21 protein-coding genes are annotated in these 20,597 nt (G+C 63.8%); 10 read left to right on the top strand and 11 right to left on the bottom strand.

Features of this window, described 5'->3' with window-relative positions:
• Positions 1-201: 201 nt before the first annotated feature.
• Entirely contained in the window at positions 202-2,889 is a 2,688-nt protein-coding gene (gene mgtA, locus QRN52_RS18730) for a magnesium-translocating P-type ATPase (protein ID WP_284754921.1), read from the top strand.
• A gap of 25 nt (positions 2,890-2,914) precedes the next feature.
• Here mgtA and QRN52_RS18725 read toward each other — a convergent pair whose 3' ends face one another.
• Positions 2,915-4,090, bottom strand: coding sequence for an acetate/propionate family kinase (locus QRN52_RS18725; protein WP_284754920.1), 1,176 nt, complete (start codon positions 4,088-4,090; stop codon positions 2,915-2,917).
• A gap of 4 nt (positions 4,091-4,094) precedes the next feature.
• Here QRN52_RS18725 and QRN52_RS18720 point away from each other — a divergent pair, with 4 nt between their 5' ends.
• On the top strand, positions 4,095-4,271 hold the full coding sequence (locus QRN52_RS18720; RefSeq protein WP_284754919.1) for a hypothetical protein: 177 nt from the start codon (positions 4,095-4,097) through the stop codon (positions 4,269-4,271).
• Positions 4,268-5,125, top strand: a complete 858-nt coding sequence (locus QRN52_RS18715; protein ID WP_284754918.1) for a universal stress protein — start codon at positions 4,268-4,270, stop codon at positions 5,123-5,125. Before QRN52_RS18720 ends, QRN52_RS18715 begins: the two co-directional genes overlap by 4 nt.
• An 80-nt stretch (positions 5,126-5,205) precedes the next feature.
• Here the strand turns inward: QRN52_RS18715 and QRN52_RS18710 are convergent, their stop codons facing one another.
• From QRN52_RS18710 to QRN52_RS18695, 4 genes are all read right to left on the bottom strand, one after another.
• A complete protein-coding gene (locus tag QRN52_RS18710; protein ID WP_284754916.1) occupies positions 5,206-7,107 on the bottom strand; it encodes a heavy metal translocating P-type ATPase in 1,902 nt (633 codons plus the stop codon).
• Positions 7,108-7,161: 54 nt separating this feature from the next.
• Complete coding sequence (locus QRN52_RS18705) at positions 7,162-8,229, bottom strand: zinc-dependent alcohol dehydrogenase family protein (protein ID WP_284754914.1); 1,068 nt, start codon at positions 8,227-8,229, stop codon at positions 7,162-7,164.
• Between the two features lie 54 nt (positions 8,230-8,283).
• Positions 8,284-8,748 (bottom strand): pyridoxamine 5'-phosphate oxidase family protein, encoded by a 465-nt coding sequence (locus QRN52_RS18700; protein WP_284754913.1) that lies wholly within the window; start codon positions 8,746-8,748, stop codon positions 8,284-8,286.
• A gap of 64 nt (positions 8,749-8,812) precedes the next feature.
• The gene (locus QRN52_RS18695) at positions 8,813-9,283 is read right to left on the bottom strand and encodes a pyridoxamine 5'-phosphate oxidase family protein (RefSeq protein ID WP_284754912.1); all 471 of its coding nucleotides are present in this window, start codon (positions 9,281-9,283) and stop codon (positions 8,813-8,815) included.
• A gap of 166 nt (positions 9,284-9,449) precedes the next feature.
• On the opposite strand from QRN52_RS18695, the gene QRN52_RS18690 reads away from it, so the two are divergent.
• On the top strand, positions 9,450-11,165 hold the full coding sequence (locus QRN52_RS18690; protein ID WP_284754911.1) for a GAF domain-containing sensor histidine kinase: 1,716 nt from the start codon (positions 9,450-9,452) through the stop codon (positions 11,163-11,165).
• Between the two features lie 20 nt (positions 11,166-11,185).
• Here QRN52_RS18690 and QRN52_RS18685 read toward each other — a convergent pair whose 3' ends face one another.
• Positions 11,186-11,884 (bottom strand): response regulator, encoded by a 699-nt coding sequence (locus tag QRN52_RS18685; protein ID WP_284754910.1) that lies wholly within the window; start codon positions 11,882-11,884, stop codon positions 11,186-11,188.
• 193 nt (positions 11,885-12,077) lie between these two features.
• On the opposite strand from QRN52_RS18685, the gene QRN52_RS18680 reads away from it, so the two are divergent.
• From QRN52_RS18680 to QRN52_RS18670, 3 genes are read left to right on the top strand one after another with little or no spacing between them, the layout of a single operon-like run.
• Entirely contained in the window at positions 12,078-12,596 is a 519-nt protein-coding gene (locus QRN52_RS18680; protein ID WP_284754909.1) for a universal stress protein, read from the top strand.
• Positions 12,597-12,749 carry a hypothetical protein gene (locus QRN52_RS18675; RefSeq protein WP_284754908.1) on the top strand — a complete coding sequence of 51 codons (153 nt, stop codon included), beginning with the start codon at positions 12,597-12,599 and terminating at the stop codon, positions 12,747-12,749.
• 37 nt (positions 12,750-12,786) lie between these two features.
• Entirely contained in the window at positions 12,787-13,110 is a 324-nt protein-coding gene (locus QRN52_RS18670; RefSeq protein WP_284754907.1) for a DUF3040 domain-containing protein, read from the top strand.
• Positions 13,111-13,216: 106 nt separating this feature from the next.
• Here the strand turns inward: QRN52_RS18670 and QRN52_RS18665 are convergent, their stop codons facing one another.
• The 3 genes from QRN52_RS18665 to QRN52_RS18655 all read right to left on the bottom strand — a co-directional run bounded on the left by QRN52_RS18665 (position 13,217) and on the right by QRN52_RS18655 (position 14,825).
• The gene (locus QRN52_RS18665; RefSeq protein ID WP_284754904.1) at positions 13,217-13,660 is read right to left on the bottom strand and encodes a universal stress protein; all 444 of its coding nucleotides are present in this window, start codon (positions 13,658-13,660) and stop codon (positions 13,217-13,219) included.
• A 138-nt stretch (positions 13,661-13,798) separates the two neighbouring features.
• Positions 13,799-14,221, bottom strand: coding sequence for an Hsp20/alpha crystallin family protein (locus QRN52_RS18660; RefSeq protein WP_284754902.1), 423 nt, complete (start codon positions 14,219-14,221; stop codon positions 13,799-13,801).
• A 175-nt stretch (positions 14,222-14,396) separates the two neighbouring features.
• Positions 14,397-14,825 (bottom strand): pyridoxamine 5'-phosphate oxidase family protein, encoded by a 429-nt coding sequence (locus tag QRN52_RS18655; protein ID WP_284754901.1) that lies wholly within the window; start codon positions 14,823-14,825, stop codon positions 14,397-14,399.
• Between the two features lie 184 nt (positions 14,826-15,009).
• Here QRN52_RS18655 and QRN52_RS18650 point away from each other — a divergent pair, with 184 nt between their 5' ends.
• Positions 15,010-16,116: an FAD-dependent monooxygenase gene (locus QRN52_RS18650; protein ID WP_284754900.1), complete on the top strand. Its 1,107-nt coding sequence runs from the start codon at positions 15,010-15,012 to the stop codon at positions 16,114-16,116.
• Positions 16,117-16,204: 88 nt separating this feature from the next.
• Here the strand turns inward: QRN52_RS18650 and QRN52_RS18645 are convergent, their stop codons facing one another.
• Both QRN52_RS18645 and QRN52_RS18640 read right to left on the bottom strand, forming a co-directional pair.
• Positions 16,205-17,056, bottom strand: coding sequence for a DUF427 domain-containing protein (locus QRN52_RS18645; RefSeq protein ID WP_284754899.1), 852 nt, complete (start codon positions 17,054-17,056; stop codon positions 16,205-16,207).
• Positions 17,057-17,135: 79 nt separating this feature from the next.
• Positions 17,136-18,221, bottom strand: a complete 1,086-nt coding sequence (locus QRN52_RS18640) for a hypothetical protein (protein ID WP_284754898.1) — start codon at positions 18,219-18,221, stop codon at positions 17,136-17,138.
• Between the two features lie 340 nt (positions 18,222-18,561).
• On the opposite strand from QRN52_RS18640, the gene QRN52_RS18635 reads away from it, so the two are divergent.
• Both QRN52_RS18635 and QRN52_RS18630 read left to right on the top strand, forming a co-directional pair.
• On the top strand, positions 18,562-18,936 hold the full coding sequence (locus QRN52_RS18635; protein ID WP_284754896.1) for a DUF7793 family protein: 375 nt from the start codon (positions 18,562-18,564) through the stop codon (positions 18,934-18,936).
• A gap of 117 nt (positions 18,937-19,053) precedes the next feature.
• The gene (locus tag QRN52_RS18630) at positions 19,054-20,592 is read left to right on the top strand and encodes a putative bifunctional diguanylate cyclase/phosphodiesterase (RefSeq protein ID WP_284754895.1); all 1,539 of its coding nucleotides are present in this window, start codon (positions 19,054-19,056) and stop codon (positions 20,590-20,592) included.
• Positions 20,593-20,597 lie beyond the last annotated feature (5 nt).

Here is a 20,597-nt window from a genome sequence, read left to right as displayed (position 1 = left end):
TACCGGGGCGGTGCCGTCCTTCGCGCCATCAGCATCTGGCTGACAGCATTAGGAGCCACGCCCTAGGCCGCGCCGCGGCGGCACTTCAGCTCGACACAACCCCAGCAACAACACTCTCCCATCCGCCCCAGGGGCCCCTCCCCAAGCCTTACCCTTATCCAAGGGCGACGGCCTCACGCGACGCATTCGAACGGATACGGCATGTCAGATATCAACGTCCAGGAGCGGCACTCCATGCAGCTGCCGATCACCGAGGCCGCGTGCCTTCAGCCGGACGAAGTACTCGAACACCTGGGCTCCAGCCCAACCGGCCTGACAAACGAGGAAGCCGCGGAACGCCTTGCAGAACTCGGCCCGAATGCCGTGCGGACGCACCGGGCCAACGGTTGGGCGGTGTTGGGCCGGCAGTTCGCCAGCCCCATCCTCATCCTGCTGATCATTACGGCAGGGCTTTCCCTCTTCCTGGGCGATGCCACGAATTCGATCGTGATCGGCGTGATCCTCCTGGTCAGCGTGGGTTTGGGCTTCACCAACGAGTTCCGCGCCGAACGGGCCTCCGAAGCCTTGCATTCCCGGGTAACCCATCGCGCCGTCGTGCTGCGCGACGGGACCACGCAGGACGTGAACGTGACCTCCTTGGTGCCGGGCGACGTCGTACACCTTAGTCTTGGCGCCATCGTTCCCGCCGACATCCGCCTCCTGGGCACCAAGAACCTCCTCTGCGACGAAAGCATCCTGACGGGGGAGTCCCTGCCAGCCGGGAAGGATCCGGCCCCGGTGGCGCCTGGGTCGTCCCTGGGGGACCTCGCATCCTGCGTCTTCATGGGAACCGTCATCCAGTCCGGCGGCTGCACCGGCGTCGTCGTAGCCACCGGGGCCCGCGCCGAATTCGGCCGTATCGCGCTGGGCCTGGGAGAACGGCAGCCCCAGACCGAGTTCCAGCTCGGGCTGAAGCGGTTCTCGTTCCTGCTCTTGCAGGTGGCTATCGGGCTCACCACGCTCATCTTCATCGCGAACCTGCTCCTGCAGCGCCCGCTGATCGAGTCGCTGCTGTTCTCCCTGGCAATCGCCGTCGGCATCACGCCGCAGCTGCTGCCCGCCGTCGTGAGCACCAGCCTCGCTACCGGCACCCGCCAGCTGGCCCGTCGCAAAGTCCTGGTCAAACGACTGGTCTGCATCGAGGACCTGGGCGACATGGACATCCTGGTTACCGACAAGACCGGCACCCTCACCGAGGGGCGCATCAGCTTCACCGGCGCGCTGCCCGCCTCCCCTGAAGTGTCCGACGTCGAACTCCTCACCTTGGGTCTGCTGGCCACCGAAACCGACTATGCCGAGGCCAAACAATCCACGGCCGGGCAGAATCCCCTGGACGCCGCATTATGGGAAAGCGCGGGTGCGGCAGCGTTTGATCCCGCCCGCTTTGAGCGCCTCGACCTGATCGACTTCGACCACCAACGCCGCCGGACCAGCGTTCTGGTGCGGGAAGCCGGCGGCCTGGCACGCCTGGTCACCAAGGGCGCTCCCGAGGATGTGCTCGCCCTCTGCGGGCCGACTTCGCCCAGGGTACAGGCCATGCTGGCCGAACAGTTCGATGCCGGATCGCGCGTCGTCGCGGTGGCCACCCGCCCAGCCGCGGGGCTGAGCGGCATCACGCCGGCCGACGAAAATGACCTCGTCCTGGCCGGTTTCCTCGTCTTCCTAGACCGGCCCAAGGCAAACGCGAAAGAGTCCCTCGAACGGCTGGCGATGCTGGGCATCTCCGTGAAAATCGCCACCGGGGACAACGCCAAAGTCGCAGAGAAAGTTTGTTCCGAGCTAGGCGTGATTTCCGGCGGAACGCTTATCGGCGCCGACGTCGACGCGTTGTCCGATACCGAGTTGGCCGCAACCGCCCGGGAAGCCACCATCTTTGCCCGCGTGTCGCCCGAGCAGAAGGCGCGGATCATCACCCTGCTCCGCCAAAGCGGCGGAGCGGTGGGCTTCATGGGCGACGGTGTGAACGACGCCCTGGCCCTTCATAAAGCGGACATCGGGATCTCCGTGGACAGCGCCGCCGATGTCGCCAAGGACGCCGCCGACATAGTGCTTTTGGAAAAGGACCTGGGCGTCCTTGCCGAAGGCGTGATGGAGGGCCGGAGGATCTTCGCGAACACCATCAAGTACGTCCTGATGGGCACGTCCAGCAACTTCGGCAACATGTTCAGCGCCGCCACTGCGTCGGTGGTGCTGAGCTTCCTGCCCATGCTGCCGGGGCAGATCCTGCTCAACAACCTGCTCTACGACAGCGGCCAGCTGGCCATCCCGGGCGACCGCGTGGACAAAGAGCAGCTGCTGGCACCGTCGCACTGGAACATCGCGTTCATCCGGCGTTTCATGTTCCTCTTCGGGCCGATCAGTTCAATCTTCGACTTTGCCACTTTCGCGCTCATGCTGTTCGTCTTCGACGCCGTCCCGGGGGAGTTCCGGGCAGGCTGGTTCATCGAATCCATCGCCACGCAAACCCTCATCATTTTCGCCATCAGGACCCGTCGGGTTCCATTCCTGCGCAGCCGTCCCTCGGTTGGCCTGTTGAGTGCGTCCTTGGGCGTGGTAGCCGCGGGGATCTTCCTGCCGCTGTCACCGCTGGCGGGCGTGCTGGGCTTCGATCCTTTGCCGGTGCCGTTCTTCCTGTCGCTACTGGGAATGATCGTTGTCTACATGGTCCTGGTGGAATTCGCCAAACAGTGGTTCTTCTCCCGGACTGCGCAGCAAGCGCCCCCGCTCACGGCGCCCGTCCGCCGTCGGCCGGATACCCACCACATCTCGCGCCGGGCATCGCGCTTCAGCGCGCCGGTTGTTGCGGTTGTGCCGGGGCGTCCATTGCGTCGCCGGCTTAAGGGTCTGTGACCACTTGCCGTTGGCACTAGCCGGGTCACGCTTCGTTGAGGCTTCGATCCGCTGAACCGTCCGAAAGTACGACGGCGGCTGTCGCCTCCGCGATGGCGCGTTCCTCGTCGCTCGGGACCACCAGGACCGGAAAAGCCGATGCGTCGGTGCTGATGATGCGGATGCCTGTTTCGCCGGAGTAGTTCCTGTGTTCGTCGATGAAGAGACCGAGGGGCTCGAGCAGCGAGATAACCTGGGTTCTGAACCGGCTGGAATGTTCGCCGATACCACCGGTAAGGGCCAAGGCCGCGGCCCCGCCGACCACCATGTTGTAAGCGGCGATGTACTTGGCCAGCCGGTAAGCGGCCATGTCCGAAGCGAGGATCGCTCGGGGGTCGCCGTGCCGCGCAGCGTCCTGGATTACGCGCATGTCGGCTGATCCGGCCAAGCCCAGCAGGCCTGCCCGATGGTTGAGGAGCTCATCGACTTCGTCCGGTCCGAAGGCGCGGCGCTGCAGCAGCGTGATAATGGACGGATCAAGATCACCGGAACGAGTACCCATGACCAACCCCTCCAGAGGGGTCATGCCCATGGACGTGTCGACGCTGCGACCCTCCCGTACAGCGGTAACCGAGGCGCCATTGCCAAGGTGCGCCACCACCGCATTCAAGGATCCAACCGGAACTTCGAGGAACGCCGCTGCGTCGCGGCAAACGATCTCGACGGAGATCCCGTGGAAGCCGTAGCGCCTGATCCCGTACTTCGTATGAAGCTCCTCCGGAATGGCATAGCGGGAGGCATGGTCGGGGATCGTTCGGTGAAAGGCTGTGTCGAAAACGGCTACCTGGGGCGTGCGCGGCCAACGGGTGGCCGCGGCACGCATGCACGCCATGCTTGCCGCGTTGTGGAGCGGCGCAAACTCGCCAAATTCCTCGATGGTCCCGATGACGTCCGGAGTGACGCGTATGGGCGAACTGAAGCGATCCCCGCCGTGGACCACCCGAAGCCCAATGGCATCAGGGCTTGTTCCGCCGGTTACGTCCTGGATGGCGGCATCGACCACGTCGAACGCGTTGCCAAGGAAGACGGGATCCAGCGTGCCCTCTTGCGGGCTGTTGACGGCCCGCTCCAGCAGGATCCCGGGCTTAGCTTCAGATGTTCCGATTCGACGCAGCTGATACTTCAACGACGAGGAACCTGGATTCAAAACAAGGAGCAACACGCTGATGTCCTTTCACGAAGACGACGCGGCACCCGGACCATGGAACGCGATACCCCTTGAGGAACATAACCCGGAAAATGCGTTCGCGGGGAGGGTCTTACGGCCCTTGCAGGTCATCGACGCAGCCGACGAAACTGGGAAGAGATTGCAGCTGGTTCCAGGAAGGCACGTGCGCTCGTGAAGACAAAGATCCTCGTTGGTGTCGATGGGTCGGTGGTCGGCAGTGCTGCCGTGGACTGGGCTGCCGAACGAGCCCGTGATCTTGGTCTTCAGCTCAACCCCGTCCATGCCGTTCCTGAGCCATGGGCGTTCCCGGAGAAGGCCCTCCACGACGGCGCGACTGCACAAGCCAAGGACCTGCTGAAAGGCGAGACAGCACGGGTCGCCGCACGGTTTCCCTCCCTGGAGGTCGTGACGACACTAAGTTCCGGAGAGCCCGCCGAAACCATGCGCAAGCTTTCTGCGGATGCGGAAATGGTCGTCGTGGGAACCGATCGACGCCCCGGCAACCACGGCGAAGGATTCGGTTCGGTCAGCTTTCAGGTCGCGGTCATCAGCCATTGCGCCGTCGCGATTGTGCCAGCCCTCTCAACGCGCGAGTCATACGGCGTAGTAGTTGGTGTCGATGGTTCCCGGGACTCCGAACTCGCCGTCGAGTGTGCAGCTGACGAGGCGCATCGAATGGGACAAGAACTCGTGATCGTCCATGCCGGTAGCGGCCGCGATCCTTCCCCGTCCGGGAGATCGGGGCGCGGGACCGGGCCTGCAGAACCTGGACTCGATGGGCACGCGCTGTTGTCCAAATCGGTGCACGGACTGGAGGGGCGGCACCCGGATTTGGCCATACTCAAGATCCTGGACCTTGAGCGCGCGCCAGCCGAAGCGCTCCTGGACGCCAGTACCCGTGCGCGGCTGCTGGTCATGGGCTGCAAAGGAAGGGGCGGTGCCCGCGTGCTCGTCGGCTCCGTGGCTCAGCACGTGCTGCTCAATGTCCAGTGCCCGACGGTGATAACCCGCCCCGCCTTGCAAACATAGCCGCCGGGCGGAAGCAACCGGCCCCTGTTGCACCATCCATCCGGGCGGGCGGGCGGGCGGGCGGGCGGGCGGCCGGCAGGCTAGGGTCGAAAGTCATGGTCCAGTTTTCGGGGCTGGGAAGGGGGAACAAGCTCTGACGAATCGGCGCCCGGCATTCGCCTGTGTCCCAATGCCCGGAGCGCATTCAGAATCGTGGCGAGGTCCACTAGTTCCTGGAGGAGAGCGCCAGCCACGGCCGGGACGAAGCCGTAAGCCGCCATGGTCATCAGCCCTACGCTGAGGAGAATGCCGGTCCAGATGCTGGTGCGTGCGATATGGATGGTGTGCCGGCCGATGTCCACGGCTACGGCCACTTTGGATAAGTCATCGAGCATGATGACGACGTCGGCCGACTCGCTGGCCGCGGTAGCTCCCTTGGCGCCCATCGCTATCCCGACGTCGGCCGCGGCGAGGACGGGCGCATCGTTGACTCCGTCGCCGACCATCATGACGGGGCGATCGTCCAACTCAGCGACTGCCGCCACTTTGTCGGCGGGCAGGCAATCGGCCAGGACCCGGGTTATCCCGGCTTCGGCCGCAATATGTGAGGCAGTGGAACGGGTGTCGCCGGTCAGGAGCATGGTTTCCCGCACGCCGAGGCGTCGCAGCTGGGCCAAGGTGGCCAGCGCGTTCCCGCGCAGAGGGTCGCTCATGATCAGCGTTCCGGCGAATTGCCCGTCGACGCCGACGTAGACACCCAGTTGTCCGCTGGCCAGGACTGCTTTTTCGAAGCCGGTTGTGGCCGAGCCGACAAAGTCGGCCTTGCCCACCACCACAGTCTGGTCACCGCAGGCTGCCGTGACACCCTGGGTCGCATGCTCGCTGGCGCTGCTGACGGGAAGCAAGGGCAGGCCGCGGGATCGTGCGGCATCAATCACGGAGGATGCCAGCACGTGGGAGGAAGACTGCTCAGCGGACGCTGCCAGTTGGAGTATCAAGCTGGGGGACATGCCTTGCGCAGCGACCAGGGAGACTTGTATGTCGTGCAGGGTGGGGCGGCCATGCGTGAGTGTGCCGGTTTTGTCGAAGACCGCTGTCCTGACGCGGGCGAGTTGCTCGAGAGTACGAGCATTTTTGATGATGATTCCCGAGTGGGCTGCCCGGCTGGTGCCGGCAAGGAACGCTACGGGCGCGGCGATCAACAAGGGACACGGTGTTGCAACGACCAGCACTTGGGCAAACCGTTCTGGATCTTGAGTGATGAACCAGGCGATCCCGGCAAGCAGGAAGGCGAATATCGTGAACGGCACGGCGTATCGGTCCGCAAGCCTGACGGTGGGGGCGCGGCTCGCCGCGGCTTCTTGGACCAGGGCCACGATCCGGCTGTACTGGGAGTCTGCGGCGGTGGCGCTTGCAACCATTCGAACGGCTTCTTCGCCGTTGACGGAGCCGCTCAGCAGGGCGTCGCCTTCGCGGTGTTCAACTGGAAGGCTTTCACCGGTCAGGGAGGACTCGTCGAAAGTCCCGGCAGGGGAGAGCAAGATACCGTCTACTGGGACGATTTCGGAGGGTTTGACCAAGAGAGTGTCTCCGGAACGGACGCTCCCCACGGGAACCTCTTCCACAGGGTTGCCCGGGGTCTCGCGGTGCGCCGTCCGGGGAGCCCGCTCGAGAAGGTTCTTCAGCTCGCGAGTTGCCCGGCCGTGGGCAAATTCCTCGAGGGCGTCTCCTCCCGTAAGCATGAGCACGATGATGAGCGAGGCAATGTATTCTCCGACCACGAGGGTGCTGGCAATGGCCGTTACTGCAAGCAAGTCGATGCCCCACCGTCCTCGAAAGAGTTCCCGGAGCATCGACACGGCACGGTACGCGGCCATGGTCAATGCATAGATAGTCGCCGTTGCCTTTGCCACTGGCATTTGTCCGAGGCCCAGCAGTATCCCGACGCACGCCCCTGCGAGGAGTGTGGCCGCTACGAGCGGAAAGCGCAGAATTGTGGCCATGGGAGCCGCCGCCCTTGGGTGCCGATTCAGGGAAGGAGCTTCAGCAAGGGTTGCCTAGTGGTGGGATTCCCGGCTGAGGATGACCTTCAGGGCGTGTGTCTCAGCCGCCCTTGAGAAAGTGTCGTAAGCATCGATGATCTGTCCCAGGGTGAAGTGGTGGGTCGCAAACTTCTCGGCCGGGATCTTGTGCTGGGCCACCAGCCGGAGGAGCATCGGTGTCGTGTTGGTGTTGACGAGGCCCATGCTGATATTGATGTTGCGGATCCAGAGGTCCTGGAGGCGCAGTTCAACGGACTTTCCGTGCACGCCGATGTTGGCCACATTCCCGCCGGGGCGCACGAGCCGCAAGGCCATATCGAAGGTGTCCGGGATCCCGACTGCTTCGATGGCGACATCCACTCCTGCGCCGTCGGTGTAGGACATGACGTCGCTGATCCAAGCAGGACCGGAGGGGTTCACGACCCCTGTTGCGCCGAACTCCCGGGCCCGGAGAAGGCGCCCTTCGTCCGGGTCTATGGCGATGATGGTGGCGGCGCCGTGGAGGCCTGATGTGGCTATCGCGGCGAGGCCGATGGGGCCCGCTCCGACGACGGCGACGACGTCGCCTGGCTTGATGTGACCGGCTTGGACTCCGATTTCGAACGCCGTGGGCAGGATGTCGGAGAGCATGACGGCTTGGTCGTCGGTGACCCCGTGGGGCAGTTTGTAGAGCGAGTTGTCCGCGTAGGGGACACGCACGTACTCGGCTTGGGTGCCGTCAATGAGATGGCCGAAGATCCAACCGGTTCCTGCTTGGCCCTCCTCCCCGGAGCAGTGCGAGTAGAGGCCCTTCTTGCAGTTGCCGCAATGTCCGCAGGACTTGATGCAGGAAATGAGGACGCGGTCTCCGGTCCTGAGCCCGGTGACGGACGAACCTACTTCGGTGACCGTTCCGACGCCCTCATGCCCGAGGACCCGGCCCTCTTGGACCGCCGGAACGTCGCCTTTGAGGATATGAAGGTCCGTCCCGCAGATTGTGGTGGTATCGATGCGGACGACGGCGTCGGTGGGGTTGACGATGTGGGGATCGGGGACGTCCGTCCAGGACTTTTGTCCGGGTCCGCCATAGACGAGTGCTTTCATGATGCTCCATCAAGGTAGGGCAAGAGATACCGTCGGCGACGCTGGCAGCAAAAGTCAGTGGAACAGCTCGGAGCGCGCATCCCACAGGGGAGTGTTCCAGATATCGGGACGGGTGGCCTTGAACCGTCGACCAGTGAGGGCATCCAAGGTCAAACGCAGATAGTGGCTCTTGCTGCCCGGCTGCCAGGGATCCAGGTGGAGGGCATCGGCTGCCGCCTTTTCACGCAGGTCGACGATGAAGTGCGCCTGCCCTCTGGCGACGACGCTCCAGGCCTTTCCGGTGCCCGCATCGAAACTATCGATTTCGAGCGCGCAGGGATGGCGCATCGTGTTCCAGAATTTCGTGCCGGTGCCTGTGCGGAAGACGATGGATCCGTGGTCCACGACGTAGTTCACGGGGAAAATGTCCGGATGGTCCTCGACAATAACGGCCAGCCTGCCAACGGTTGCTCGGCCAAGCAATTCAAAGCATTCGTCTGGACTCAGTCTTTCGATTTCATCCGTTGATTGAGGGTTCATGACGCTGACGCTACCGGTGGCTGTCCGCCGTCGTTAGGGGCTTTAGACCCGCCGGGCGACGCCGTCATTCGAGTCCGGCGCGCGTTGCGTCATCCAGGGGACTCCACCAGGTCAGGGGAGGGGTGACGGTGAAGCGGCGTCCGGTAATCGACGTCGGGACGATGCGAATGAAATGGTCTTTGCGGCCCGCTTGCCAAGGGAAAAGGAGCAGCCCGACCGTATCGAGCACCTCCTGGGTGAGCCTGATTGCAGCAGCCTGCCCTTTCACGACCACGCTCCACGCCACCCCGGTGTCCGGGTTGACGCCGTCGGCCTCCAGCGCGACGGGTGTTTCGCTCAGGGCCGAGTGGAGCTTGGTTCCTTCTCCGGTCCGGAAGACGAGGGTGCCGTGGTCGACCTTGTAGTTGATCGGGAAGATGTCGGGGTGGTCTTCTACCCAGACGGCGAGGCGCCCCACCGAGACGCCGCGCAAGAGTTCCCAGCATTGTTGAGGTTGCAGGACCTCTGGTTCCGGTGTTGATGGTTTGTTGGTCATGTCGCAGAGGCTACGCCCGGGCATGAGCGGGAAACAGGGCACAAAGACCCTCGCCTCACACGCGTCTGGGCGAACACCCGACTCGGGAGTAGTCTGGCATCGGATTCGCCACCTGCCACGACACGGGTACATGCCCGCGCGGGCGGTACCGCTCGAAAGGCAGCTCATGAACGGCTCTATTCCAGATCGCGTGCGCGCTGATCGCCTCCACGTCACCGGGACACGGATCGAAGACCTGCTCAGGGACTTTCTGGCCCGGGCCGGAGAACTCCTGGATGCCCAGGAACAGATGCGCGGACTTCTGGAAGCGGTGGTGGCGGTCGCCGAAGACTTGAGCCTGGACGCCGTACTGGACCGGGTCGTCACGTCCGCCTGCCGGCTGCTGCATGCCCGCTACGGCGCCCTGGGTGTCCTCGGCGAGAACAAGTCGCTGAGCCACTTCGTCACGGTCGGCATCGACGAAGACCTTGCACGCCGGATTGGCCCACTCCCCACCGGACACGGTGTCCTCGGTCTGTTGATCAGCGAACCGGCCCCGCTTCGACTCCATGATTTGCGCCAACATCCGAAGGCATACGGATTCCCTGAGAACCATCCACCGATGAAGTCTTTTCTTGGTGTCCCGGTGAGGGTCCGTGACGTCGTCTTCGGCAATCTGTACTTGACGGAAAAAGAGGGCGGTGGGGATTTCACGCCGGAAGACGAGGATCTCGCGGTGGCGTTGGCTGCTGCTGCCGGCGTGGCCATCGAGAACGCCCGGCTCTATGAGGACGCCCGCCGTCGCGCGTCCTGGCTTGAAGCGTGCATGGATGTGACTGGCCGGATGCTCGGCGAGGACCGGACGGCGGAGCCTGACACAGCCGCCTTGGATTTGATTGCGGAGAGGGCGCTTCGGGAATCGGGATCCCAGATGTCCCTGATCCTGGTTCCGAACGGGGGCGTGGGTTCGTACCGCGTCGCAGGTGCCGCCGGGGACGGCAGCGCAAATTTCGCGGGGAACATCCTTCCCATGGATTCCGCCGTCATCAGGTCAGTCGCAGCCACCGGTACGCCCGCATGCATGGACGAGGCCGGGGACATCCTCGGATCGATCGACGGCCTGTCCCCTGGTAAGCTCCTGGCAATCGATCTCAGCGCCCAGGGCGCCCACCATGGGCTTCTGTTTCTGGTTCGAGCCCCTGAAGCGGGGCCGTTCCCGAAGACGGATGTGGAGATGGGCGCCGTCTTTGGCTCACACGTGGCCTTGGGCCTGGAGCTTGACCGTATCCATCGGCTCCGTGAACAGTTGGTGGTTTTCTCGGACCGGGACCGCATTGCCCGGGACCTGCACGACCTCGTCATCCAACGGCTTTTCGCGGCCGGTCTCAGCATCCAGAGCCTGCGGCGGTTTACGACAGGCGAGCCTGCCCTGACCCGGATCGACGCGGTCACGGCGGAACTGGATGAGACCATCAGGGACCTCCGAAACACGATCTACTCGTTGCGTTCTTCAGGGGAGCGGGAGTTGCTCAGCAGCCGCATACTGCAGACTGTCCGCACTGCCACCAGGTCGCTGCCCTTCGTCCCGCACCTGACGCTCAACGGGGCGGTCGATTCGGTGCTCGACGACGGGACCGTCACCAACGCGCTGGCGGTCATCTCCGAAGGCCTCAGCAATGCGGTCCGTCATTCCGAGGCGCGAGCCATCAGTGTTTCGGTGTCGGTGGAAGACGGGATGCTGACCTTGATCATCGAAGACGACGGCAGGGGCTTCAGGGATGCCGTCCCCGGAAATGGTCTGGTGAACATGGAACAGCGGGCCGCGGAGTTGCGCGGTTCATTTGAGGTGACCAGCGCCCCGACGAAGGGCACGACCGTGTTGTGGTCGGTTCCGGTCCGCTGAGATTCCGGTCCGCCGGTCCGTCAGCGGACGGTGCCGGTGTCCGTTTCCGGTCCGTGGGCAATGTACACGGCAGCCTGGGTGCGCCGTTCAAATCCCAGCTTCGCCAACATCGAGGACACGTAGTTCTTCACGGTCTTCTCGGCCAGCACCATCTGTTCCCCAATCTGCCGGTTCGTCAGACCCTGACCTACCAAATCCAGGACCCGCCGCTCCTGAGGCGTCAATGAGGCGACCCTGGGATCCACGCGCTGAGGCTCCGTGAAGCCTTGGATGATCTTCGCCTTCACGGCCGCATCAAACAACGACTCGCCTCGCGCAGCACGGCGGAGTGCACCGAGCAAGTCAGTGCCTCCGATTTCCTTCAAGACGTACCCTGCCGCACCCGCAAGAACGGCTCCACGAAGAGCCTGTTCGTCGTCGTAGCTGGTGAGAATCAGGCAATTCAGGGTGGGGTCAACGGAGCGCACTTCCCGGCACACTTCGATGCCGGTGCCGTCGGGCAACCTGGCGTCCAGTACCGAGACGTCCGGGCGCAACGCCGGAATGCGCCGGGCGGCCTCCTCGGCCGAACCGGACATGCCCACCACCATGAAGCCTTCGCTTTCCAGTAGTTCCTGCAGTCCCCGGCGGACAAGCTCATGATCGTCCAGGACATAGACGCGGATTGGTGGCGCGCCAAGGGCCCCGGCGCCGCTTTGGGGTGATACTGGGCGTTCCATGATCCTCCTGTCGGGCAGCCCGTGGCCGCGGTCCCGCCGGTCCGCCATGGTTGCCCGGCTATGTCATTGTTCACTGCCCACCAAAGGTAAACAAGGGCCGAAGGACCCAAGCCGGGGCCATGACTTTCGGCCCTGTTTGGCGGCGAATTTTCTGCCCATTCTTAGAGAAACCGCGGGAACGGAGAGGAACATCATGGCTACGCGCAGCCAGCATGACAAGATCGTCGTCGGCGTCGACGGATCCGACGCGTCCATCGAGGCCCTGCGCCAAGCCCACCGCCTCGCATCGGCACTTGGGGCGAACGTCGAGGGCTGGATCTGTTGGGACTTCCCCGTGGGGCATGAGGCCTACGAGATGATGGGGCGGGACGGATTCAGCCACCAGGCATCCGAAATCCTCCAGGATGCCATGGCGAAGGCCTTCGGCCCGGAACTGCCCCGGAACGTCCGGACCAGGCTCGTCCTCGGCGCCGCCCGGGAGTCGCTCATCGAAGCCAGCAGATTCGCTTCTCTGCTGGTCGTCGGGAGGCGCGGCCACGGCGGGTTCAACGGCCTGTTGCTCGGCTCGGTCAGCGCAGCCTGCGTCGCCCATGCCCATTGCCCCGTTCTCGTCGTGCATGAGCCCGAAGCGGCCAAGCACCCCGAACCCCGTCCCGGCGTCGCCGGGGCAGCCACCAGAAAAGCCCAAACCGGTCAAAGGAGCACAATCTAGATGAAGAAGTGGACTCGTTGGCAGGACTGGACGGGCGCCGCCTGGAGTGGGTGGATTCCGGGTGCGGTCGCCCTGGTGGTCACGGCTTTGGCGATCAAACCCGAGAGGCTCCCTGAATATCTCAAAGCAGTCCCGCTCGACAACCCGCTCTAGCAGCAATGGTTTCCACCCACGCCGGCATAGGAGGCTGATGATGGCGCTCTCCGAATACGAAAAGAAGACACTGGAACAGATCGCCCAGGAACTGGAACGCGATGACCCCAAGTTCGCGTCCAAGATGAAATCAGCGTCCGGGCCGGCCAAGGCCCGGCACACGGCTTTCGGCATTTCCGCTGCCGTCGTCGGATGCCTTGTGCTGCTGACCGGGGTCGCCGCATGCACCCCGGCGTTGGGAATCATTGGATTCAACATCATGGGCGCCGGGGCATACCTGGCAACGAAGCGCCTCGGCTCCCCGCGGATGCGGTGGCGTCCGAGCTCTTCCCCATCCATTGGATCGGCGGAGCTGGGGTAGTTGTGGTGGAAGCCATCATTGAAACCGGCGGCTCAAGAAAGCGCATTGCTCCGGACCAGCTCTAATACCTGACATACAGTGAAGTCGCCTTCGCAACAGACCGCGTTCAACCCTTTTCCGGTGCATGGACAACGAGGACCGGGCAGTGGGCGTGGGCGACGCAGGCTGAACTCACCGATCCGAGCAGCAGCCCGCCAAATCCTCCGTGGCCACGCCTGCCGAGAACGATCATGTCCGCTTCCCGGCTAGCTTCAATGAGGGATTCCCGTGCGTGACCGCGGACAACGCGGGAGACGAGGTTGTCCGGCAATTCCGGACCGAACACCTTCTCCAAGGATTCCTTGAGGACCTGCCCGGCGGCTTCCTCGAAGTCATCGATACCCATCGCCACGTAGCCGCCATAGACCTGAGGGAACTCCCAATAAGCAACGGCCTCAACTTGCGCTCCCAATGGCAGCGCAAGGCTCTGGGCCTGCCTCAGCGCCTCGATGGAGGCTTCCGATCCGTCAACACCAACAACGATCCTGGCTGTGGATGCTTCCCCGCCCATGACTTTCCTCCCGCGATTAAGGTGTCCGTACTCCGCTAGCCTGACCGGTGGCTGTCCCGGGCTGTAGGGCCGAAAGTCACGGTCCGTTCCGTCGCTCGCTCCGGAGCACGGTCCGGCCGATCGGCTGGACCGTGTGTCCTACTCCCGCGTTATCGGGATCTTGTGAGCAGACGAGGGCTGGACCTTCTCCGGAATCGGAGCCCTCACTTCGAGCACGCCGTCCTTGTATGAAGCGGAAACGTCGTCCCGTTGGACAGTGTCGGGCAGGGGCAGCCTGCGCACAAAGGAGCCGTAACGGAACTCCGATCGGTAGCTGCCCTTGTCCTTTTGCTCCTTCTTCTCCTGCCGTTCAGCCCTTATTTCAAGGAACCCTTCGCCAAGAGTGATTTCAACATCCTTCTCCGGATCGATCCCCGGCAGTTCGGCGCGAACGACCAGGGTAGTGCCTTCAACCAATTGTTCGACCCGAATCCCCGATGCCGCCACATCACCCTCGAAGAGCCGTTCGATCATCTCGATGGGTGACCGACGGGTATCGAACCACCTGATTAGGTCCGTCATAGCTGCCTCCTTGTCTTGGAACCGGTCAGGCCTGAACCGGCCTGACCCTTCCAGAATGCGAATCACGCAGAGTGGATCCCAGAGGCTTTGGTCCTCTACGTCCCGCCTCGGAGTCTGTCTTGTGGCCAGTGGGGGCCGCGGGCTGGATCAGGGTGAGAAGTCCTGTGGGGGGCCATCATTGGGATGGTGCGCTGATCACGAACCTTCGACCGCTGAGTTCCGCCGGTGTTAGCCGGACCAGATGGCCTTTGGCGCCCGGCTCCCATGGCGAGAGTTCAACGGCGGCAGACTCCTGCAGTTCGTCGACTTTCGTGACAATCTCGGCATAGCCCTTCAGGATGACGCTCCAGGCGATGGTGCCATAGGTGTTGAAACCGTCGGCCTCCAACGTGATTTTTTGTCCGGCCATGACGGCATCCAGTTTGGTACCGGGTCCCGTCCGGAAGATTACGGTCCCTTCGTCAGGCAGGTAGTTGACTGGGAAGATCTCCGGGCTGTCGCCTCTGACGACCGCAATCCTGCCGACGGAGGAGGATCGAAGGTACTTCCAGCACTCATGGACACTGAGTACTTCAGTGTCCGGTCTCGACTCTGCATTCTCCATGAAGGTGACCTACCGAAATGGTCCACACCGAAGTAGAGGAATAAGTCACAGGTCTCCCATCCGACGGCAATTTTCCGTGACCCCCAGTTTCAGGCCTCATCCGATCCGTCCTAGGCCTACTCCGGATGGGATAGCGAAGGGAACTGCGGACGCTGATCGATCCGTCTACTATAGGCTGGCGCTTGTGGGACGACGCAGGGTACTGATCTGCGGGGCTGGCATCGCTGGACCGACGCTGGCGTACTGGCTTGCCCGCCAAGGGTTCCAGGCGACCGTGGTCGAACGCGCCAGTGGATTGCGTTCCAGCGGCAGCCCGGTGGACGTGCATGGCGCGGCCACCGAAGTGGCGCGGCGGATGGGCATCCTCACGCGCCTGCGCGATGCCGCTACCCAGGCGTCCGGCCTTGTATTCGTGACCCCACCGGGACGGCGGGTCGGTCCGCTGCGGCTTGGACGTCCCCGCGGCGACGATGTCGAGATACCCCGGGCCGACCTTGCGGCGATCCTTTGCGAGGCCGCCGGAGAAGATGTCGAGTTCCTCTTCGGGGATTCGGTTACTGCGCTAGACGCGGACGGTGCCGGAGTGGACGTCACGTTCGTGCACGCGTCCCCGCGACGGTTCGACTTTGTGGTTGGGGCCGACGGGCTGCACTCCACGGTGCGGTCTCTCGTGTTCGGTCCCGAAACCGATTTTGTCCGCCATCTCGGCCTCCACATCGCGACGCTTTCGCTCGGCCGGCCCGCAGCCGATCCCGGAACGGTGGTCATGTACAACCAACCGGGTTTGTCGCTCACGGTCCATCCGGTACGCGGAACCGCTGGTGCGGGGTTCATCTTCCGCAGCCCATCCGGCCTCGACTACCGAGACATCCAGGCCCAGCAACGGATCATTCTCGAAGCCTACGGCGCACGCGACTGGCCCGTGCCCGAGATACCCGACCTGCGCGAACTTGTGCACAACGCCGAGGACCTGTACTTCGACGCCATCAGCCAAGTGCGGCTGCCCAGCTGGTCCCAAGGACGCGTGACGCTGCTTGGGGACGCGGCGTCCTGCGTATCATTGTTCGGCGACGGGTCCAGCCTTGCCATGACAGGCGCCGCCATTCTCGCCGAAGCCTTGGCCGCCACCCCAGATGACCCAGCCGCCGCGCTGCGTGGCTACGAATCCCGCCACCGCAGGCGGGCCAACCCCCGCCAGCGCGGCCACGTTCTGGCCGCCGCGCTTCTGGTGCCCGCGACCCGGAGCGGCCTCGCGGCCCGGAACCTCACGGCCCATCTACTTCCTCGCTGAACGGCGACTCCGGTCCGTCCCGACAAAACACCGCGATGACAGACGGTGCGCGAGCCGGGCCGTGGTACCTACAGTGAGCTGCCGTCCGTCACTCGCGGCGGTCCTGCGGCCGCGACCAGGGCGTTACCGGCCGGGCCTGCAGGACGCCGTCGACCGTCAGGTCCACCCTTTCATTGAAGAAGCTCACCAGGTTGTGGATCTGTGCGGCGTCGCGGAAACTCTTGTCGTAGCTCCAGGCGACATTCCTGCCGTCCTCTGTTCCGGGGTGCGTCCAGTAGCGGGCTTCGCCCTTATATGGACACACGGTCCTCTTGGGGCTCTCCTCCATGAGGTCCAGCCGCACGTCCCCGGGCGGGATGTAGTAGCGGACGGGAAGCAATGTCTCGTACAGGAGTTGTGCGCCGTCCGTTTTGGCGAGCGTGACGCCGTCGAGGGAGACCTCTACGGTCAGGGATGACGCCCGGATGTCCACACGGTGGAAGGGGTCGCGGGGGTGGCCGATAATCTCCTCGTCGTCTTCCCGCCACTGAAAGGCGGCGAAATCCAGCACGACATACCCGGCCAGGTCGGGATCGTCCGGGCGGAACGCGGCCCCGGGCGCCGTCGTCGTCCCTGCCACAACGTCGAGTTGTTCGCCGGAGGTGGTATGCCGGCCGAACCCCGTGCGCGGATCCAGCGATGGAGGTGAGCCTGCGGACAACCTGACGCCGAGCTCCGGGACATCGGCCGCAGGGTCGCGCGGCGGTGTGAGCGCTGCTAGCAGTTCGGCCTCCGGCACCGCATAAATCGGGGTAATGCGCTTCGGCTCCCAGACCAGCCACGCGTGCAGGGTGTCGACGACGGCGTTCCCGCCCAGAGTCGCGCGGATCCGCTTGGCGGTGGGTTCGTAGCGCAGCTCCGGGAACGTCCCGAGGATCACTCCGGATAGTTTGGTGGCCATGCTTCAAGCGTGAGCGCGGGGCCACACGGCGTCAATATGGTCGAGCGCCGATGGCAGATGGTTGGTTGACCGCTCTGGGCTATGGGCGTCGGAATTGGGTGGCTGCTGTGGCTCTCACTTTGAGGGTGAGCACGGCGAGGGCGAGCATTTCGAGTCCGGACCAGGCGAGCGTCCCGCCCCAAATTTCAGGGGAGAAGCTAAGTGCCCCGTCGTGGAGCGCCACACCGGCGAAGTACGGGGCCCAGAACACGACAGGGGAGAGGCCCATCGCGGTCATGAGCCTTGCGTGACGGTCCGGCTCGGGCCGCGCCACCGCCCATAGCACTCCGACGAGAACTGCACCGACGAGGGCAGCCGGCACGAGCCAGGCGTCCCGCAGCGCGACCATGATCTGCAGGGCTATGGAGGGGAGCAGTGCCATGGCCGCGGACACCGCGGGGTGTAAGCGCCAGCGCAGTGACAGCAAGAGGACGGGCAAGAAGAGTACGGCCGTTGAGACGAAGAACGATGCCAAAGAGACGATGATGGACGACGACGTCGGATTCGTCACCGCGGGCTGCGCCCCGGCAGCGGAGCTGTATGTCTGGATGAGTCCATGGCGGGCGAAGATCGCGAACTCCTGCAGGATGAATGCCGCAACCATGCCGGAGAGCATGGCGCTCACGACGGCGGGCGCCAGCCGTGGCCAGGACCGTTCGGGCGAGTGCCATGCTGCGGAGAACGGCGCGCCAAGGATAAGGAAACCGCCGGTGGCGAGCCCCAGATGGGACGGGCTGAACAGCGCCTTGATGCCCTGCTCGATGCCGAACACCGAATGCCAGGCAAAGTCGGCAGCCCCGGAGATCAGGAAGAGAGCGACCCCGGCTGCCGCGGCCCCGTAGCCGGCGGGGATCGCTTCGGTCCACCGCGTGCCGGGAGCGTGCCGGCGCCAGGTCAGGGCGGCGATCCAGACGGCGCAGGCCGCGAAGCCGGAGTAGAGGATTGCGTGCCACGGGGTGAGGAACGTCTCGAGGTCGCGGAGGTTGTTGTGCGCCCAGCCGTCAACGTAGGTTCCTGTGAGGAGCCAGATGCCGGCCGCGAGGGTGATGACGTCTTCAACGGCAGTGGTGGCGCGGCGGGCTGATACCGGCGGAACCGCAAAGGCGTGAGCAGCTGAGGCGTCCATAGCTCCACAGTAGGTCCCACCGCCCTCCGCGGCGAGAGGCAATCCCCACGCGGGCACCCTCTGATGATTCTTCGAATGCGGCTAGGCGGGCATCTTTGATGAGTCAACTCGGGGGCTTGAGGACCAATGCTCGGAAAGCTACGCTATCGCCATTGGCGATTGCTACTTTGTCACCTCGGGACGGCTATAGCCCGGTGCGGAGGGGTGCCTTGCCCGTTCTTCAGCTGGTCAACACGCGGGGCGTCGGCCCGGCGTCGTTTCCAAGAGAAGTTGGGAACCTGGGGTACTTTTTGGGGAGTTGCCGAAAAGGTTCGGCGGCCTGCCTGGGGAGGACGTGATCGTGGTACCGGAGATTGCGAACGGTGGAAAGGCCAGTGTCGACTTAGGCGTCGACGGACTTCTCCATTTGCGCTGGCTGCCCGGGGTCGACATTCAGGTCGAGGATGCCCGCGCGGCCATGGCGAAAGTCAACGAGCTATGCCAGCAGGATCAGCATCCGATGCTTGTAGACATGGCAGCGGTCGCTTCCGTTAGCCGGGAGGCCAGGGCTGTGTGGTCTATTCCCTGCGGCGCGTCGCGCATCGCCTTGTTAGGGACATCGCCTGTAGACCGGGTCCTTGCGAACTTCTTCCTCGGAGTGCACGTCCCGCCTTGCCCGACTCGTTTTTTTACCTCGCGCAGCGAGGCCATGGACTGGCTTAATGCAGGTGCGTGAGACCTGGATGTGCTTCTCGCTCCTGTCAAGGCCAAGCGGCAACTCTGCCAGTTGCTGCGTTTGTAAGGACCCCATCAACGGCTCGCCTTCCGGCGGTTTTCTGTCCCCTGGGATTACATGACCTCGAGAAAGAGCGTCGAGGACCCGCGTCTCCAGCTGTTGGTTGACGGTGTTGTCCGATTGGCTGCCGGTGATCTGGACGCACGCATTCAGCCGTCGGAGCATCGTGATGACATTGATGCTGTCATCACGGGAGTCAACCTGCTCGCAGAGGAACTGGGCCACATTCATTCGGAACTGGAACAGCGGGTGGCCGCCCGCACGGCTATGTTGCGGCGAACACAGGTTGAGCTGGAACAGATGGCCAAGACGGATGCCCTAACGGGTCTTGCGAATAGGACGCTGCTTACCGAGCGGATACAGGAAGCGATCCTGTCCAGCACGGACCGCGGAAAATCTCCGGCCGTGTTGCTCCTGGACCTGGACTCATTCAAGGCCATCAACGACATCCTGGGCCATAGCTCCGGTGACGCCGTGCTGGTGGAAGTTGCCAAACGTCTCCGCTCCGCCGTCAGGCCACAGGATACCGTGGCCCGCCTGGGCGGGGATGAGTTTGCCATCCTCATTGCCGCGGCTACTGAAGAGGAGGTCCTTCGAATTGCGCACCGCGCATCGGAGTATCTGCAGGACAGTATGTGTATCGGAATGGAAACGGTTTGGGCGATGGCCAGCATCGGCGTTTGCATCGGCACGCCGGAGTACCGGGCAGAGGCGCTGATGCGCGATGCCGACATTGCCATGTACCAGGCGAAGGCGCGCGGCCGCAACAACGTCCAACTCTTCCACCCGGACATGCTCGACGCCGTTCGGGAACGGTCGCGAATAACTGCCGAACTGCGAACCGCTGTTGCCGGAGGGGAGCTGGCGCTGCTGTATCAGCCGGTGGTCGAATTGGCTTCCGGCCGCGTGATCGGCGTCGAAGCCCTCATCCGGTGGCATCACCCTGTTCGCGGAACGATCATGCCGGGCAGCTTCATTGGCATCGCAGAAGAAACCGGCTTGATCTTTGAGGTGGGACGGTGGGTGCTGCATGAAGGTCTCGCCCAAATGAGGCGCTGGAGGCAAACAGATCCGGACTTGCCAGACTATTCTCTGCACATCAATCTTTCTGCTGCCGAACTGCTTCGAACCGACTTGCTGGATGACATCAGGGACACGCTGGCCAGGTATGGCGTGGATCCGCGGCGCTTGATCTTAGAGATCACCGAAACCGTATTGATGTCCCGTGAAACCGGACAGGAACAGGTCCTCAGCGGGCTCCGGGAGCTCGGTGTGGGCTTGCAAATTGACGACTTCGGTACCGGCTATTCGTCCATCAGCTACCTCAGGTCGCTTCCGGCAGACACGGTGAAGGTCGATCAGTCACTCATAAAGGACATGGAGTCGGATCCTCGGCAGCAAAAGTTCGTCTCTGCCATTCTGCAGCTGATTTTCGCTGCGGGGCTCAACGCGACCGTGGAAGGCATCGAAACCGCCGAGCAGGCGGCCCAGCTGGGGGCCATGGGTTGCCTCTACGGGCAGGGCTACTTCTACGGATATCCTGTACCGGCCGCGGAAATACCGGATCAACTCCGCCGACCCGCACGGCGTCTGTAGAGTTA

Origin of the sequence: Arthrobacter sp. efr-133-R2A-120, assembly GCF_030209835.1 — a bacterium.
GTDB lineage: Bacteria > Actinomycetota > Actinomycetes > Actinomycetales > Micrococcaceae > Arthrobacter.
This window is presented reverse-complemented; position numbering and strand designations above follow the sequence as displayed.